At 66.0% G+C, this 16,235-nt stretch carries 19 protein-coding genes; 14 read left to right on the top strand and 5 right to left on the bottom strand.

The genetic code is table 11. The features are described 5' to 3' along the window. Positions 1 to 45 precede the first annotated feature (45 nt). The 3 genes from ACX80X_RS10115 to ACX80X_RS10105 form a co-directional block, all read right to left on the bottom strand. Positions 46 to 408 carry a GNAT family N-acetyltransferase gene (locus tag ACX80X_RS10115; protein ID WP_252598451.1) on the bottom strand — a complete coding sequence of 121 codons (363 nt, stop codon included), beginning with the start codon at positions 406 to 408 and terminating at the stop codon, positions 46 to 48. Then, positions 405 to 755 (bottom strand): ArsR/SmtB family transcription factor, encoded by a 351-nt coding sequence (locus ACX80X_RS10110; RefSeq protein ID WP_252576205.1) that lies wholly within the window; start codon positions 753 to 755, stop codon positions 405 to 407. The genes ACX80X_RS10115 and ACX80X_RS10110 overlap by 4 nt, the downstream gene beginning before the upstream one ends. A 111-nt stretch (positions 756 to 866) precedes the next feature. Beyond that, positions 867 to 1,607, bottom strand: coding sequence for an aquaporin (locus ACX80X_RS10105; protein ID WP_252598449.1), 741 nt, complete (start codon positions 1,605 to 1,607; stop codon positions 867 to 869). Positions 1,608 to 1,652: 45 nt separating this feature from the next. On the opposite strand from ACX80X_RS10105, the gene ACX80X_RS10100 reads away from it, so the two are divergent. The 13 genes from ACX80X_RS10100 to ACX80X_RS10040 all read left to right on the top strand — a co-directional run bounded on the left by ACX80X_RS10100 (position 1,653) and on the right by ACX80X_RS10040 (position 12,229). Beyond that, entirely contained in the window at positions 1,653 to 2,327 is a 675-nt protein-coding gene (locus tag ACX80X_RS10100) for an arsenate reductase/protein-tyrosine-phosphatase family protein (protein ID WP_252598448.1), read from the top strand. A gap of 148 nt (positions 2,328 to 2,475) precedes the next feature. Further along, on the top strand, positions 2,476 to 2,898 hold the full coding sequence (locus ACX80X_RS10095; protein ID WP_252569627.1) for an arsenate reductase ArsC: 423 nt from the start codon (positions 2,476 to 2,478) through the stop codon (positions 2,896 to 2,898). Between the two features lie 38 nt (positions 2,899 to 2,936). Then, positions 2,937 to 3,914: a thioredoxin-disulfide reductase gene (gene trxB, locus ACX80X_RS10090; protein ID WP_252569624.1), complete on the top strand. Its 978-nt coding sequence runs from the start codon at positions 2,937 to 2,939 to the stop codon at positions 3,912 to 3,914. 179 nt (positions 3,915 to 4,093) lie between these two features. After that, positions 4,094 to 5,473, top strand: a complete 1,380-nt coding sequence (locus ACX80X_RS10085) for an FAD-dependent oxidoreductase (RefSeq protein ID WP_252613899.1) — start codon at positions 4,094 to 4,096, stop codon at positions 5,471 to 5,473. 58 nt (positions 5,474 to 5,531) lie between these two features. Further along, positions 5,532 to 6,203 (top strand): arsenate reductase ArsC, encoded by a 672-nt coding sequence (locus tag ACX80X_RS10080; protein ID WP_252569619.1) that lies wholly within the window; start codon positions 5,532 to 5,534, stop codon positions 6,201 to 6,203. Beyond that, on the top strand, positions 6,200 to 6,622 hold the full coding sequence (locus ACX80X_RS10075) for an arsenate-mycothiol transferase ArsC (protein ID WP_459311896.1): 423 nt from the start codon (positions 6,200 to 6,202) through the stop codon (positions 6,620 to 6,622). The genes ACX80X_RS10080 and ACX80X_RS10075 overlap by 4 nt, the downstream gene beginning before the upstream one ends. A 145-nt stretch (positions 6,623 to 6,767) precedes the next feature. Then, a complete protein-coding gene (locus tag ACX80X_RS10070) occupies positions 6,768 to 7,631 on the top strand; it encodes an HpcH/HpaI aldolase/citrate lyase family protein (protein ID WP_252598443.1) in 864 nt (287 codons plus the stop codon). 32 nt (positions 7,632 to 7,663) lie between these two features. After that, positions 7,664 to 8,635, top strand: a complete 972-nt coding sequence (locus tag ACX80X_RS10065) for a DUF2797 domain-containing protein (RefSeq protein ID WP_459311894.1) — start codon at positions 7,664 to 7,666, stop codon at positions 8,633 to 8,635. 22 nt (positions 8,636 to 8,657) lie between these two features. Next, positions 8,658 to 8,882, top strand: coding sequence for a DUF3188 domain-containing protein (locus ACX80X_RS10060; protein WP_252598440.1), 225 nt, complete (start codon positions 8,658 to 8,660; stop codon positions 8,880 to 8,882). A 44-nt stretch (positions 8,883 to 8,926) separates the two neighbouring features. Next, on the top strand, positions 8,927 to 9,394 hold the full coding sequence (locus ACX80X_RS10055; RefSeq protein ID WP_141141246.1) for an FAS1-like dehydratase domain-containing protein: 468 nt from the start codon (positions 8,927 to 8,929) through the stop codon (positions 9,392 to 9,394). Positions 9,395 to 9,396: 2 nt separating this feature from the next. Then, entirely contained in the window at positions 9,397 to 9,834 is a 438-nt protein-coding gene (locus ACX80X_RS10050) for a MaoC family dehydratase (RefSeq protein ID WP_058931677.1), read from the top strand. A 4-nt stretch (positions 9,835 to 9,838) separates the two neighbouring features. Continuing rightward, on the top strand, positions 9,839 to 11,113 hold the full coding sequence (locus ACX80X_RS10045) for an MFS transporter (protein ID WP_252598438.1): 1,275 nt from the start codon (positions 9,839 to 9,841) through the stop codon (positions 11,111 to 11,113). Between the two features lie 48 nt (positions 11,114 to 11,161). Then, positions 11,162 to 12,229, top strand: a complete 1,068-nt coding sequence (locus ACX80X_RS10040; protein ID WP_252598436.1) for a UDP-N-acetylmuramate dehydrogenase — start codon at positions 11,162 to 11,164, stop codon at positions 12,227 to 12,229. A 20-nt stretch (positions 12,230 to 12,249) separates the two neighbouring features. Here the strand turns inward: ACX80X_RS10040 and ACX80X_RS10035 are convergent, their stop codons facing one another. Further along, positions 12,250 to 12,759: a hypothetical protein gene (locus ACX80X_RS10035; RefSeq protein ID WP_252608557.1), complete on the bottom strand. Its 510-nt coding sequence runs from the start codon at positions 12,757 to 12,759 to the stop codon at positions 12,250 to 12,252. A 37-nt stretch (positions 12,760 to 12,796) separates the two neighbouring features. Between ACX80X_RS10035 and ACX80X_RS10030 the strand changes: the two genes are divergently transcribed. Beyond that, positions 12,797 to 13,894 (top strand): winged helix DNA-binding domain-containing protein, encoded by a 1,098-nt coding sequence (locus ACX80X_RS10030; RefSeq protein ID WP_459311910.1) that lies wholly within the window; start codon positions 12,797 to 12,799, stop codon positions 13,892 to 13,894. Between the two features lie 1,154 nt (positions 13,895 to 15,048). Here ACX80X_RS10030 and asd read toward each other — a convergent pair. Continuing rightward, positions 15,049 to 16,191 (bottom strand): aspartate-semialdehyde dehydrogenase, encoded by a 1,143-nt coding sequence (asd, locus tag ACX80X_RS10025; protein WP_252598433.1) that lies wholly within the window; start codon positions 16,189 to 16,191, stop codon positions 15,049 to 15,051. Positions 16,192 to 16,235 lie beyond the last annotated feature (44 nt).

Below are 16,235 nucleotides of genomic sequence, written 5' to 3'. Positions count from 1 at the left end.
GCATTGCCTGCGCATGGCGGCCTTTGGCTGGCTTTCGTCCTCCGTTCAGATGGCGGGGGAGCGGCGCTCGATCAGGAGGGTGTCCCGCCACTGGCCGGCGCGAGGGCCGTGTGGCATTCGGGCGATGCGGTTTCTGCGCCCGACGATGGTGAAGATGGAGTGTTCCGCTACTCCTGCATAGGCCGGCCGGGAGGAGGCGGGCGAAACCGCGGCCCAGCCGAGGACCTCACCTTCGCTGGATACTGCGACATGGCGGTGGCCGGGGAGCTTGGACTGGTCGAAGGAGTCCCAGTCAGGGGCTTGGGTTTCGAAGGTGGCCTGCCCGGTGTCGATACCTTGCTGGTAAATCCGTCGGATGGCCGGCCAGTCGGACTGCTCCATGTTCTGCAAGGCCACCGGGTAGGTCATAAATTGGCCAGGATGCCGGCGGCGTCGTCGAGGGCTCCGGGGACGAGAGAGTAGTAGGCCCACGTGCCACGCTTTTCGCGGTGCAGCAGCCCTGCCTCCACCAAAATTTTCAGGTGGTGGGAAACCGTTGGCTGGCCCAGGTCCAGGGGGTCGGTCAGGTCGCACACGCAGGACTCGCCCGAGGATTCGGCCTTGACGATGGAAAGCAGCCGCAGCCGGTTCGGATCGGCCAGCGCCTTGAAGACCAGGGCTTTCTGCTTCGCCTCCTCGGCCCCCAATGCGGGCGGACCTGCCGGGATGCAGCAGGCGTCATCCGTGGCCTGATCGATTACGGGCAGCAAGTTCATGTACCCATTATGCCCGAATATTGACCATCATCAATGTATTAATCCCGCCGCTCGACCCGGAAGTGGCTACGCTCCGGAGGCTTGCCCGCCGTCGGACCGGTCGACGAAGTCTTAGGAGCTGGTCTTTTCCGTGGCGTGCGGAAGAACGACGTCGTCCGCGTTGCGCGCCACGGAGGGGAAAAGGGCGAGTAGGAGCCCCAAGCCCACGGCCGCCCCGAGCAGTTGCGCCACCACAAAGCCGGGAACTGAAGCGGGTGCGATGCCGGCGAAGGTGTCACTGAAGATGCGGCCGACCGTCACGGCGGGGTTCGCGAACGACGTTGAGGACGTAAACCAGTAGGCGGCTCCAATGTAGGCGCCCACGGCCGGAGCTGCGAGGGTGCCCCGGTTTGTGGCCGCCAGGGTGAAGATCAGCAGTACGAGCCCTGCGGTGGCGACAACTTCGCCCAGCAGCTGCCCGGTGGTGGCGCGGTCCTTCGCCGAGATGGAAGTGCCCACCTCGAACATGGCGTTGGCCACCACGCTGCCGCTGATTGCACCGACGGTTTGGGCAACTACATATGTGCCCAGGTCCGGAAGTGTCAATCCGGTTCCGCTGCGCCGGCCGAGGACCCAGTCCACGAGCGAGACCACGGGGTTGAAATGCGCGCCGCTGATCGGGCCGAAGACGAGGATCAGCACCGTCAGACCCAGAACCGTGGCGGTGCTGTTCTGCAGCAGCTGCAGGCCGATGTCGCTGGGGGAGAGCTGCTGTGCCATGATCCCCGAGCCAACGACGATCATGACGAGCAAACTGGAACCGAGTAGTTCGGCGAAGGCGCGGCGCCACAACGGCGGTTGTTGAGAAGTCATACCAACAGCTTGACTCAAGATATTTACTCAGTCAAAATTGAATCAATGAACATTGACCCAGTTGAAGTTTTCCGCGCGCGGGTCGCCAAGCATGCGGCCCTGGCGGATCCCGCGCGGCTGCGCATCGTGGACCTGCTGACCCTGGGGGATCTTTCCCCTACGGAGCTGCAGGCCGAGCTCGGGATGCCGTCGAACCTGCTGTCGCACCACCTGCGCACACTGGAAGTCGCGGGCCTGGCGACACGCCACCGTTCGGAGGCGGACAAGCGCCGCAGCTACATCCGGCTGGCCGCAGGGGCGTTGGAGGGATTGGCCCCCGGCCGCGAACACGGCGCCCGCCGTGTCCTCTTCGTCTGCACGCGCAACAGCGCCAGGTCCCAGCTGGCCGTCGCACTCTGGAATCAGGTCAGCGACATCCCCTCGACTTCGGCGGGCACCCATCCGGCGGACCGCATCGCCCTGGGTGCCATTGATGTCGCGAGTCGCCACGGCGTTGCTCTCGCGGACCTTCCCCCGCGCCGGCTCGATGAAGTGGCGCACGATGATGACTTCGTCGTGACCGTATGCGACAACGCCCACGAGGAAATCCTCAACCTGGGAGGGATCCATTGGTCTGTTCCGGATCCACTGCGCCTAAACACGGAGGATGCTTTCGAGGGCGCCTTCACTGACATCTTCCACCGCGTTTCCGGCCTCGCGCCCCGACTGCATGCTGCCTGATAGTCTACGCCCGTAAATATTGACAACCATCAATATATTGTCCGATACTGCATACATCGACGCATATCAATGTCTAGCCGGCGTGGTGGTGCGGACACAACGACCTCGTCAAAACTGATCCACACGCAACTGATTCCAGGAGAAACACGTGAGCACCGAAACCGCCAAGAAGCCTTCCGTCCTTTTTGTCTGCGTCCACAATGCCGGCCGTTCCCAGATGGCCGCTGCCTTCCTGACCACCCTCTCCAGGGGCGGGATTGAGGTGCGTTCCGCCGGTTCCCAGCCTGCGGACAAGGTCAACCCGGCCGCCGTCGAGGCCATGGCCGAACTGGGCATCGACATGTCTGCAGAGATCCCCAAGGTCCTCACCACCGAGGCCGTGAAGGAGTCCGACGTCGTGATCACCATGGGCTGCGGCGACGAATGCCCCTACTTCCCCGGCAAGCGCTACGAGGACTGGGTCCTGGAAGACCCGGCCGGACAGGGCGTGGAGTCTGTCCGCCCCATCCGTGACGAGATCAAGACGCGCATCGAAGGACTCATCGAGTCCCTGATCCCGGCCGCCAAGTAACCCACCCCGCGCATTTTCAAGCACCAGGAGAGACCAACGTGAGCACCGATCAGTTGATCATTATCGGCTCCGGCCCTGCCGGCTATACGGCGGCCATTTACGCCGCCCGCGCGGGACTCAACCCGCTGGTCCTGGCCGGCTCGGTCACGGCTGGCGGCGCCCTGATGAACACCACCGAGGTGGAGAACTTCCCGGGCTTCCCGGGCGGTATCCAGGGCCCCGAGCTGATGGACGGGCTGCAGGAGCAGGCCGAAAAGTTTGGCGCCCGCATCGTGTTCGACGACGTCATGGAAGTCACGCTGACGGGGCACCTCAAGCGGGTGGTCACCGGATCCGGCGAGACCCACGAGGCACCCGCCGTCATCCTGGCCACCGGCTCCGCTTACAAGGAGTTGGGCCTGCCGGAGGAGAAGAAGCTCAGCGGCCACGGCGTGTCCTGGTGCGCCACCTGCGACGGCTTCTTCTTCCGCGAACAGGACATCATCGTGGTGGGCGGCGGCGACTCCGCCATGGAGGAAGCCACCTTCCTGACCCGCTTCGCAAAGTCCGTGACCGTCGTTGTGCGCAAGGACGAAGTCCGGGCCTCCCGGATCATGGCCCAGCGCGCCAAGGACAACCCCAAGATCAGCTTCGCGTGGAACTCCGCCATCACGGCCATCCACGGTGATGCCAAAGTCACCGGCGTCACCCTCACCGATACACGCACCGGGGAGACCCGCGAGCAGGCCGCCGCCGGGATCTTCGTTGCCATCGGCCACCTGCCGCGGACCGAACTCGTCGCCGGACAGGTTGACCTGGATGCCGAAGGCTACATCAAGGTCGACTCGCCCACCACCGTCACGAACCTCACCGGCGTGTTCGCCTGCGGCGACGCCGTGGACCACCGCTATCGCCAGGCCATCACAGCAGCCGGCACCGGCTGCGCGGCAGCCCTCGACGCCGAACGCTACCTCGCCGCGCTGGAAGATGCGGACAGCATCGCCACCGCACTGGTCGAAGAGCCGATCCACGCCTGACCACCGGGAAAGGGGAGGGGGTGAACTGGATGGACACCGATTGCTGCACCGATACGGGCTGCTGCGACGAGGACGATCTGGACTGCTGCTGAACAGCGCCGCCCCGGCCCGCCGGTCCCACAAGGCTCCGGCAGGCACCCCGATCGAACCGCACACCAACGGATGAAACAGAGGACAGCATGGATCCAGTAAAGAACCTTCCCGTCGCAGTCATCGGCGCCGGCCCCGTCGGTCTTGCTACCGCAGCCCACCTGCTCGAACGCGGCCTCGAGCCGCTGATCTTCGAGGCAGGCCCGACGGCGGCATCCGCCATCGAACAGTGGCGCCACATCCGGCTGTTCTCACCCTGGCGGTTCAACCTCGACGCCGCGGCCGTGCGTTTGCTGGAGGACGCCGGTTGGGAAACCCCTCGCCTGACGGCACTGCCTTACGGCGGGGAACTGATCGACAATTACCTCGCCCCGCTGGCTGCAACCCCGGAGATATCCTCCCGGCTCCAGACCAGCGCACGCGTCATTGCCGTTACACGCCAGGGCATGGACAAAACCCACGTCCGGGACCGTGACGCCACCCCTTTCACCGTCCGGGTCGAACACGACGGCGGTGAAATCCGCGACCACACCGTGGCGGCCGTCATTGACGCGTCCGGCACGTGGTCCACCCGCAACCCGCTCGGAACTTCCGGGCTGCCCGCCATCGGTGAAGACACGGCCGCCGCCCGGATCTCCTCGCCCCTGCCGGACGTCACAGGACGGGACCGCACCTCCTTCGCGGGCCGCCGCGTCCTGGTCGTGGGCGCCGGGCACTCGGCCGCGAACACACTGATCAATCTGGCAGACCTCGCCAAGGAGGAACCCGGAACCACCATCCTGTGGGCCGTGCGCGGAGCATCCGCTGACAAGGCCTACGGAGGCGGCGACGCCGACGGCCTGCCCGCCCGCGGCCAACTCGGAGCCCGGCTCCGCCGACTCGTGGAGGCCGGAACAATCGAACTGCACACCGGCTTCGGGATCGCTGCCTTCAAGAGCCTGGACTCCAGCGTGAGCGTCGAAGCCGTCGACGGACGCACTCTGGAAGCGGACATCATCGTCCCCTGCACGGGCTTCCGGCCGGACCTGGTCAGCCTGCACGAACTCCGGCTCAACCTTGACCCCGCTGTCGAAGCACCCGTCGAGCTGGGCCCTTTGATCGACCCCGAATTCCATTCCTGCGGCACGGTCAAGCCGCATGGCGCCAAGCTTCTCGCCCACCCGGAAAAGGACTTCTACATCGTCGGCATGAAGTCCTATGGCCGTGCGCCGACCTTCCTGCTAGCTACCGGCTACGAACAGGTCAGGTCCGTCGCTGCGGCACTCTCCGGCGACCAGGCCGCGGCGGACACTGTCCACCTTGAACTGCCCGAAACCGGGGTTTGCTCCACCGACGCCGGCACCAGCTGCGACGTCCCCGCGGCCTCAACAGCAGACACTGACGGATCGGCGGAGAGCGGCTGTTGCGCCGCCCCGGAACCGGTCCTCGTTGGATTCCCCACCGGGCTGGCTCACGGCCGCTCCGGGTAACACTGACCACAACCAACCACGACGCACCGTTCCAGACGCACGCCAAGGGAGTATTGCCATGACCGAACACCAGAAAACGACGCTGGGATTGCAGGACAATACTGAAATCCTGCACCGGATCAGCGAACGCCTCGCCGAGCGTTTCACCGGGGTGTTCGCCGTCGAGACGGTCGAACGCTACGTCTTCGAGTCCTACACGGCCTTGGCCCGGACAGCGAAGATCAGCGCCTACCTGCCTGCCACCACGGAACACTTCGCCAACGACCGGCTGGCCGCCCTGGCCAAATCCAAAGGGTCGGTGGTCTCCGAGGTCCCGGAGGTCCTGTTCGTTTGCGTGCAGAACGCCGGGAGGTCACAGATGGCTGCCGCGCTGCTCAATGTTGAAGCCAAGGGCAGGATCCGCGTCCGGTCGGCAGGCTCCATGCCGGCAGCTGAGCTGGATCCAACCGTTGTGACTGCAATGTCCGAAATGGGCTTGGACATGGGCAAGGACTATCCGAAGCCACTCACGGACGACGTCGTGCGGGCATCTGACGTCGTCATCACCATGGGCTGCGGTGACTCATGCCCCATCTACCCCGGGAAACGCTATGAAGACTGGGACCTCACCGACCCCGCCGGTCAGTCCCTGGAGACGGTCCGGGTCATTCGCGATGAAATCCAGGCGCGCATCAAAACCCTCGTCGGCTCACTCCTGGCCGCAGAACAGAAAGAAAACATCAACTCATGACCGAAAGCAACAAGACTCCCCGTATCCTGTTCGTCTGCAGCAAAAACGGCGGGAAGTCCCAACTTGCGGCCGGTCTCATGCGGGACCTTGCCGGGGATGAGGTCACCGTTTACTCGGCAGGCACTAAACCGGGCAGCCGCCTGAACAACGAGGCCGTGGAATCCCTGAACGAACTCGGCATCGACATCACCGGGGAACACCCTAAGCCCGTCACCGACGAGGTGCTTGACGCCGTCGACGTCGTGATCGTCCTGGGCACCGAAGCCAAGCTCGAAGCCCGCGAAGGCACCCGCTTCGAAATTTGGGAAACCGACGAACCTTCCACCCGGGGCATCGAAGGCACGGAGCGCATGCGCCTCGTCCGCGACGACATCAACGCCCGCGTCCGAAAGCTCCATGCGGAACTCACAGGGAACTAAGCCTGTCCAAACCAGTGATTGAGCTTGTCGAAACCTGGGTCTCGACAGGCTCGACCACCGGCGCTGGCCGGTCGTATCTGTATTGTTCGGCACGTCCGGCGCCATGGCTTAGCGCTGGCAGTGCCCGGGCAGATACGGTAGTAGCATGACGTCACCCACCGCCACCGAGACATTACGCCCCAAGCGCAACATCCCAGCAGAAATCGCCCGTTCGTGGCTTCTGGTCAACGCGATGAAAACCGACCTGTTTGACCAGTCGGCTGTTTCGCGCGCTGACTCGATCATCCTGGACATCGAGGATGCCGTGGACCCGTCGCAAAAGGACGAAGCGCGAGGTCACGTGATTGACTGGCTCAGCGGTGGCGGCCAGGCCTGGGTCCGCATCAACGATGCCACCAGCCCGTTCTGGGCCGATGACCTTGCAGGGCTGCGCGGTACGCCCGGCCTGCTCGGCGTGATGCTCGCCAAGACCGAATCAGCTGACCAGGTGACCGAAAGTTTCCACCGGATGGACGGCAAGACGCCGGTCATCCCGCTCGTCGAATCGGCGCTCGGCATCGAGGAAGCCAACAACATCGCCAAGGCCCAGGGTGCTTTCCGCCTGGCGTTCGGCTCCGGCGACTTTCGCCGCGACACCGGCATGGCGGCCACCCCGGAGGCCATGGCCTACCCGCGCGCCAAGCTGGTGGTCGCTAGCCGCGTGGGCAACCTCCCGGGCCCCATCGACGGCCCCACCGTCGGCACCAACCACCCCATCCTGCGCGAGCAGACCGGCATCACCGTGATGATGGGCATGACCGGCAAGCTGTGCCTGGCCATCGACCAGACGAACGTCATCAACGAGGTCATCAGCCCCACCCCGTCGGACGTCGCCTGGGCCACGGACTTTATGGCCGACTTCGAGGCCAACGGCCGCGTCATCCGTGACGGCTCGGACCTGCCCCGCCTGGGTCGCGCCGAAAAGATCATGAAGCTCGCCATAGCGTTCGGCGTGCAGCCGGCGCTGTAGCGCCACCCGTACACCCAAGCACTGGAGACCCCGTGACCCATACCCGCTATCTGGTTCACGGGGTCTTTTGGGACGGCGCCCCGGCGCAGTCTGTAGGGCACGACGGCGGCGGCCCGGCTCTGCGCCTCCAGTCACCGTCCGGGGATCTCCGCGAGGTCAGCCTCGAGGCGGGCGCCAGGCTCGGTTTCGCGGTGGCCGATCACGGCAGGTTCTGCCTGGGGCACCACAAGGTCCACTCAGCCAGCAGCCGCGACCACATCCTGTGCCCGGCCAGCGCTCCCGCTGTGAAGGGCAAGCAGTGCGAACGCTGCTTTGTGCTGGACGATTCCCGCCTCATCCACGATTTCCACCGGGGTGGCCGCGTTCCGGACGGGCTGCTCACTTATCTTCTGCAGGATCACTGGCTCTACGTGGCCACGTTCGCCGGCGGCGCCAGCAAGGTGGGCACGGCGTCCCACCTGAGGAAATGGAACCGGCTCGCGGAACAGGGAGCGGTGGTGGCACGGTACGTTGCCAGGGCGGAGGACGGCCGGGTGGTGCGGATCCTTGAGGACATGGTGACGCGCGAGGCCGGGCTGGCGCAGCAGGTCCGCTCCGCCGCCAAAGCCGAGGCGCTGGCGGGGCCATTGCCAGCGGCCGCCCTGGACGGCATCAATGAGCGGCACGCGGCCGCGGTCCGCACGCTGCTGGGCCAGGCCGCCGTCGACGGTTTCAGCCCAGAAGGTTGCAGCGCAGAAGGTTTCAGCATTGTGGACGAACTCTGGGTGCGGCCGGCGCAGGCGGCAGGGCTCTGTGCCCCAACGCCGCGCCACGCCTACCCGCATCCGTTGGAGCAGGGAAAGCACGGCTTCGGAATCACCGCGCTGAGCGGGACAAACGCCCTCGCCAGCCTGGCCGGAACGGACGCGGCGTTTGTGGTGAACCTTGGCCGGCTGGCTGCCCGGACCATCGTCCTGGGGGGCTTCGCCTCGGAGGTCCCGGCCGTGCAGGAATCGCTGTTCTGAACGTGCTCGGTAGACTGTCACGGTGCTCAAAGAATTCTGGGAGTCAGCGCCCACCTCGTACAAAGTCCTGGTCTTCGGCGCCATGGGCCTCATCGGCGTCGGGATCATCCTGAACCTGATCGGCAACACGTCCGGAAACCAGGGCCTGGCCACGGCTTCCCTGCCGCTGATCGGTCTCGGCCTCCTCCTGCACATCGCCGGGATCGTGGTGCGCGGCCAGACCATCCGGAAGAACCTCCGCAAGTAGCCGGAATTCCGGGTGTCCCGGGGCAGACCGATAGGCTGGAGGCCATGACTATCAATCCGGACCTGCAGGGCCGCAGCTACCCTGCCGCAGAGGTTTACGACGTCGGCCGCGAGAAGATCCGCGAGTTCGCCCGCGCCGTCAAGGCCACGCACCCAGCCCACTTCGACGTCGAGGCCGCCAAGGCCCTGGGGCACAAAGACCTGGTGGCACCACCCACGTTCGCCATCATCATCGCCCAGCGCGCCGATGCCCAGCTGATCGAGGACCCGGATGCCGGCATCGACTTCTCCCGCGTGGTCCACGCCGACCAGCGCTTCATCCACCACCGCCCCATCTTTGCCGGCGACCGCCTGGTTGCCGAACTGCACGTTGACGGTGTCCGTGCCATGGGCGGCGGGGCCATGATCACCACCCGCCAGGAAATTTTTGCCCTGACCGACGGCGGCAACGGGTCGCGCGAGGCAGTCGCCACCACCACGTCATCCATCCTCGTCCGCGGAGAGGGACAGTAACCATGAGCCCCAGCTTCCACGAACTCAGCGCCGGGCAGGATATCGGCAGCCGCACCATCGAGGTCACCCGCACCGACCTGGTCAAGTACGCCGGCGCCTCCGGCGACTTCAACCCCATCCATTGGAACGAAGCCTTCGCCACCGGCGTGGAACTGCCCGGCGTCATCGCCCACGGCATGTTCACCATGGGTGCCGCAGTGCAGCTGGTGACCGACTGGGCAGGCGACCCCGCCGCCGTCGTCGACTTCCAGACCCGTTTCACCAAGCCGGTCCTGGTCACGGACACCACCGGAACCACGGACGCCGGAGCCACCATCGAGGTCAGCGGCGCCATTGGAAAGCTCGACGCCGATGCCGGCACCGCCCGCGTTGACCTCACCGTGGTTGCTGCCGGCCAGAAAGTGCTGATGAAGGCCCAGGCTGTCGTCAGGCTTTCATGATCCTTTGACCGTCAACACAACTGCCTCGGCCGAGGTCACTGCCTGGCGCAATGCCGTGGTGGTTGCCTACGCCGGCAGCGGACTGGCCTTCGCGTCCTGGGTGTCCCGGCTTCCGGCGATCCGCGACGGGCTGGACCTGACCCCCGGCACTGTCGGTTTGCTGCTGCTGTGTATGACGCTGGGATCGTTCATCTCGGTGTCCGCGTCGGGGCTGATCGTGCTCCGCCTGGGTTCCAAACGGACCATCCGCGCCGGCGCCATCATGGTGGGCTGCGGCATGGCCATCACCGGATTTGGCACGTCGGTGCTGGCCACCCCGGGCGCGGTGGCCGTAGGTCTCGCCGTCATCGGATTGGGTTCCGCCAGCTGGAGTACCGCCTCCAACGTCGAGGGCGCCTCGGTGGAACGCGCGGTTGGCCGGCACATCATGCCCAGGCTCCATGGCGCGTTCAGCCTCGGCACCGTCGCAGGTGCAGGCCTTGGCGCGTGGGCCGCAGCCGCCTCCGTCCCGGTGTTTTGGCACCTGGCCGCGGCCGGCGTCGTGGTTGCCGTCTCGGTGACGACGGCGGCAGCCTGGTTCCGTGCGGATGTCACCCCCGTCGCGGGGGAACGGACCTATGTACCGGACAACTTCGAGGACCCGTTCACCGGCCCGATCCCCATTGTCACCGCCGGGGCGCCCGCTGACAGTGCCGGTGTCCCGCTGGACAACAAGCGCAAAATCGCGGAGGCCTGGCGCGACCGGCGCACCCTGCTTCTCGGAGTCATGGTCCTGGGGCTTGCCTTGGCCGAAGGTGCAGCAGGGGACTGGGTGGCACTGGCCCTCGCCGACGGGCACGGCCAGACCGACGCCGCCGGAGCCGCCGGTTACGGGCTCTTCGTGACCTTCATGACCATCGGACGGTTCGCCGGCACTGTGGTCCTGGACCGTTTCGGCCGCGTTCCGGTGATGCGCTGGTGCGCCGCGCTGGCAGTGTCCGGACTCGGACTGTTTGTGTTTGCCCCCGTTCCCTGGCTCGCCTTTGTGGCACTGGCCATCTGGGGACTCGGCGCCTCGCTGGGCTTCCCGGTGGGCATGTCCGCCGCCGCCGACGATCCCGCCAAGGCTGCGGCCCGCGTCTCCGTGGTCTCCACCATCGGCTACGGCGCGTTCCTGTGCGGGCCGCCGCTGTTGGGACTGCTGGCTGAACACGTAGGCATCCTGCACTCGCTGCTGGGCGTGATGGTGATGCTGGTAGCCACGTTCCTGCTCTCACCGGTGGCCCGGAAGATTCCCTAGCTCAGTTTGATGGCGTTTGATTCGGTTTGGTCTTGTTACGCTGGTTTGGTGACCCAGACAATGCTTTCTGCCCTGACCACGGCCGCCGTCGGGGGCCCCGCCGGCAAATATGTTGAGGCCAGCACCGAAGCGGAGATCATCGACGCCGTCCGCGCGGCGGACGTCGCGGGGGAGCAGGTCCTCATTATCGGCGGTGGCTCCAACCTCTTGATTTCCGACGACGGGTTCCCCGGCACCGTGATCAGGATCGCCTCGGAAGGGTTCACCGTCAACGCCGAGGACTCCTGCGGCGGCGTGGCCGTAGTGGTCCAGGCCGGCCACAATTGGGATGCCCTGGTGGAGCACGCCGTGCTGCATGCGTGGTCCGGCATTGAAGCACTTTCCGGCATCCCGGGGGCCACGGGCGCCACGCCCGTGCAGAACGTCGGGGCCTACGGCTCTGACGTGTCCCAGACCATCGCGGCGGTCCGCACCTGGGACCGGACCCGGAACGCGGTCCAGACGTTCACCAACTCCGAGCTGAAGTTCGGCTACCGCGATTCCATCCTGAAACAGACCACCGTCGAGGGCTCACCCCGCTACATCGTGCTGACCGTGGAATTCCAGCTGCCGCTGGGCCGGATGAGCGCGCCTATCCGCTACGCCGAACTGACCCGCTCCCTGGGCGTTGAAGCAGGCAAACGGGCGTACTCCAACGATGTCCGCCGGGAGGTCCTGCGGTTGCGGGGTTCCAAGGGCATGGTGCTGGACCCGGCCGACCGGGACACGTATTCCACCGGCTCCTTCTTCACCAACCCGGTTGTGCCCGTGGACGTGGCGGCAACGCTGCCGGAGTCCGCACCGCAGTACCCCGCGGGGGCGGACGGGCTGGTGAAGCTGTCCGCAGCTTGGCTGATCGACCAGGCCGGATTCGGCAAGGGCTATGGCCTGGAGGAGGGCAGCGCCTCCGGCGGGCGGGCGTCACTGTCCACAAAACACACGCTGGCCATCACCAACCGCGGCTCCGCCAGCGCGAAGGACATGCTGGCCATCGCGCGCGAGGTGCGTGCCGGCGTCGTCGAACGCTTTGGCATTGAACTCCACCCGGAACCGTTGCTCATCGGCCTGACGCTCTAGCGTTCAGCCCGTTGAAGGCATCAGCCTGCTTGCGTGACCGGCGCCAGGCGCCCGTCAACGGTGCCGATCAGCCGGACGTTCGTGGCCATGCCCAGCAGGGCGGCGGCCCAACCGGTCAGCGCCAAATATGGCCCCATAAACAGCCAGACCATAAGGCCCGGAACCGCCGGGTGGGTCGCGGCTGCAAGAATGCAGACCACCAAACCGATCACGGCGGTGGCATGGGCGAGGATCCAGAGCAGCCGGCCGCTGACGGGATAGAGCTTCCAGTCACGGACAATGCGGACCTTGCCGCGGCCCACCCGGATACCGGGAAAAAGCACGACGTACCCTCCGCCCAGCGACAGGAACAGGGAAGGCAAGAGGAGTTCCAGGGGTGCCTCGCCGCCGCCTCCCGGGAATCCCAGGGGCTGGAAACCAATGGCCGGGGCCAGCCCGATGGCCACGCCGGCCAGGACCGATACGGTCCCTGCCACCAGCCATGCCTGTGTTCCGCGCGCGAACAATTGCCACAAACTCCCCAAAGTCATGCTTACACCCTATCGGGCCAGGTCCTACGATGAGGACATGGCAGTGAACCGCGTAAGCCCCAAGGTGCTGGGCAGGTTACGCCTGGCCTCTCAAGGACTGCTTGGCCCCGGACTCGGCTCCGTAGAGGGCGCGGTCCGCTGGATGACGGCCACGCAGGCTCAGGACCTGCAGGCCGCGCTCTGGGCCATCGGCCTCCGCGTTCCGGGCGCAGGTTTGACTGAAGTGCGCGCCGCGCTGGACAGCGGAAGGGTGGTCCGGTCCTGGCCGATGCGCGGCACCCTGCACCTGGTGGCTCCCGGGGATCTGCGCTGGATGCTGGACCTCACCACCGAGCGTCTTAGCCGCATCATTGCCGGCCGGCACCGGGAACTGGACATCACCTGGGCGGACATCGAGAAGTGCCGCGACGTTGCCTTGGAGCGGATTGCGGCCGGCGGTCCCGTGAGCCGGACCGAACTCTTCGAGGTGTTTGAGGCGGCCGGGCAGCCCACCACCGGCCAGCGGGGGATCCATATCCTGGGGACGCTGTGCCGGCACGCCTGGCTGGTTCAAGGGCCATTGGCCGGGAACCAGCAGCTGCTGGTGGCGTTCGATGACTGGATCCAGGTTTCGCGGGGCCTTGAGCGTCAGGAAGCGATCGCCGAGTTCATGCTGCGCTACTTCCGCAGCCACGGCCCTGCCACGGTCCGCGACTTCGCCTGGTGGACGCAGATTCCCCTGACCGACGTGCGGGCGGCGTTTGAGCTGGTCAGCGGCCAACTGGTGGAGCTGGAGTTCGCGGGCGTCCACTACTGGATGTCACCGGAGACTGCATCAATGCTCGACGACGGTGTGCCCGGGCAGCGGTCCGTCCTCCTCTTGCCGGGCTTCGACGAGTTTGTGCTGGGCTACATGGACCGGAGCCTTGTGCTGGCCCCTGAGCACGCCAACAAGATCGTCCCGGGCGGCAACGGAGTGTTCAAGAAGACCGTCGTGGCAGGGGGAGAGGTGATCGGCACGTGGGCGCGGGCCGGCACCGGCCGCAGTTCCGCCGTCGTGCCTGAACTCTTTGACGAATCCAAACCGCTTGGACCCGCTGCGCAGGCGGCGTTCAGCAAGGCCGCCGTACAGTGCCTCGCATTCCTGGACAGCTAAGCCAGGCCCCAATCGCCGCCCTGCCGAACACGGGCGGCCCTGCCCCGCAAAAGCGGTGCGGGGCAGCACCGTTCCTGCGGGGCAGGGCCGTTCAAGCGGCGGGTGGCAAGCGGGGAGGCAGCGCAGGATGCCGGAAGAAGCGGATGCGGGTATTGCTGCCGGGGTTGTCCACATAACGTGGCTGCGATCTACCCGGGCCAGCACTCGTCCGAGAACCTTGGACCATGAATGGCGACAAAATCCGTGTGCTCCTGGATGTGCGCTGGCCGGCCTTCCCCGTTGCCTCCACGCAACAGTTGGACGCGGCAGGGCTGGACGAGCGGGTCCTGACGGCGGCAGTCCGCCCCGGAACCATCCTGCGCCTTCGACGCGGAGCTTACGTCCGGAACGCTGACTGGAAGAGAGCGGAGCCGTGGACCAGGGACGCCCTGCGGATCCAGGCGCACTTCCTGTCCACCGGCGGGGCCTGCCGCTACAGCCATATCAGTGCCGCCAGGCTGCACGAGTGTCACGTCTGGGATGCCGGGCCCATGATCCACGTCACCACGGACTACGCCAACTCGACGAATAGTGCCGGCACGGACGTCCGCACCCACCGGATGGACCTGCAACCCGTAGATGTGACAACGCTGTGGAGCATGGGTGGCAAAGAGATTCTGACCACCGGCATTGAACGGACCGTCCTGGACTGCGCCCGTATCCTGCCACTGGAGCAGGCAGCCGTGATCGGCGACCACGCGCTGCGCAAGGGAGCCGGGATCGACAGCATGCGGCAACTTCTGGACGTGGGACCGGTCAAACGCGGGAACCGGCGGGCGCTGGATCTGCTGGCGGCCCTGGATGGGCGGTCGGAATCGGTGGGGGAGACCCGGACCAGGCTGCTGCGATCATTCGATCTGCACATGTTCATTCCGCAGTTCGAGATTCAGACGCCAAGTGGTCAATTCCGGGCAGACTTCGCGGATCCGCTAACCCGCATAGTGATTGAGTTTGATGGCAGCGGCAAATACACCGACTACGGGCCCACGGAGGACGTGCTGCTCGCAGAGCGTCGCCGGGAGAACGCACTGATCGAAGAAGGCTGGCTGGTCCTTCGACTTGAGTGGAAGCACTTGGCGTATCCCGCAGAAGTGCGGCGCCGGAGCCGCGGGAGGTTACAGGTTCCCGGTGGCGATGTTGAGCATGCGGCGCAGCGGCTCGGCGGCGCCCCAGAGCAGCTGGTCGCCCACGGTGAAGGCGCTGATGTACTCCGGGCCCATTTCCATCTTGCGGATGCGGCCCACGGGGATGTCCAGGGTGCCGGACGCAGCCACGGGGGTCAGGCCCGCCATGGAGTCTTCCTTGGTGTTCGGGATGACCTTGGCCCACTCGTTGTCCTCGGCGAGTAGCTTCTCGATCTCGGACACGGAGAGGTCCTCGCGGAGCTTGAGGGTCAGCGCCTGCGAGTGCGAACGCATGGCCCCGATCCGGATGCACAGGCCGTCCATCATGATCCGGTTTTCGTCCGAGGTGCCCAGGATCTTGTTGGTTTCAACCCCGGCCTTCCACTCTTCCTTGGACTGGCCGTTCCCAAGGTCCGCGTCGATCCACGGGATCAGGGAACCGGCCAGCGGCACGCCGAACTGGGTGGCGTCGATGTCGGTGCGCTGGTGGGCGAGGACCTTGCGGTCAATTTCCAGGATGGCCGACGCCGGGTCGTCCAGTTCCGAGCTGACCTCGGCATTGAGTGTGCCGAACTGGCTGAGCAGTTCGCGCATGTGCCGGGCGCCGCCGCCGGAAGCAGCCTGGTATGTCATGGACGTGCCCCATTCAACGAGGCCGTTCTTGAACAGCCCGCCGAGGCCCATGAGCATGCAGGAAACGGTGCAGTTCCCGCCGATGAAGTCCTTGGTCCCGTTGACCAGGCCCTTGTCGATGACGTCGCGGTTGATCGGGTCCAGCACGATGATCGAGTCGTCGTTCATGCGCAGCGTGGAGGCGGCGTCGATCCAGAGGCCGTCCCAGCCGCGGCCACGCAGCTCGGTGTGCACGCGCTTGGTGTAGTCCCCGCCCTGGGCGGTGACAATAATGGGCAGCTTAGCCAGCGTGTCGACGTCGAACGCGTCCTCAAGCTTGCCGGCGGCGCCAGCGGCAGCACCGGCAATCGACGGGGCGGCACCTCCCGCGTTTGACGTGGAGAAGAACACCGGGTTGATGTTGGCGAAGTCGCCCTCGTCCTGCATGCGCTGCATCAGGACGGAGCCGACCATGCCGCGCCATCCGACCAGGCCGACGGAGGGGGTAGCTGCTGTAGTCATTCGTCCAGTTTAGACGCCGGATCGCGCAGGGCGCAGTCGGTTAC

The sequence above is a fragment of the Pseudarthrobacter sp. MDT3-1 genome (genome assembly GCF_054510755.1).
The sequence above is the reverse complement of the archived record's forward strand: the minus strand, read 5'-3'. Positions and strand labels throughout refer to the sequence as shown.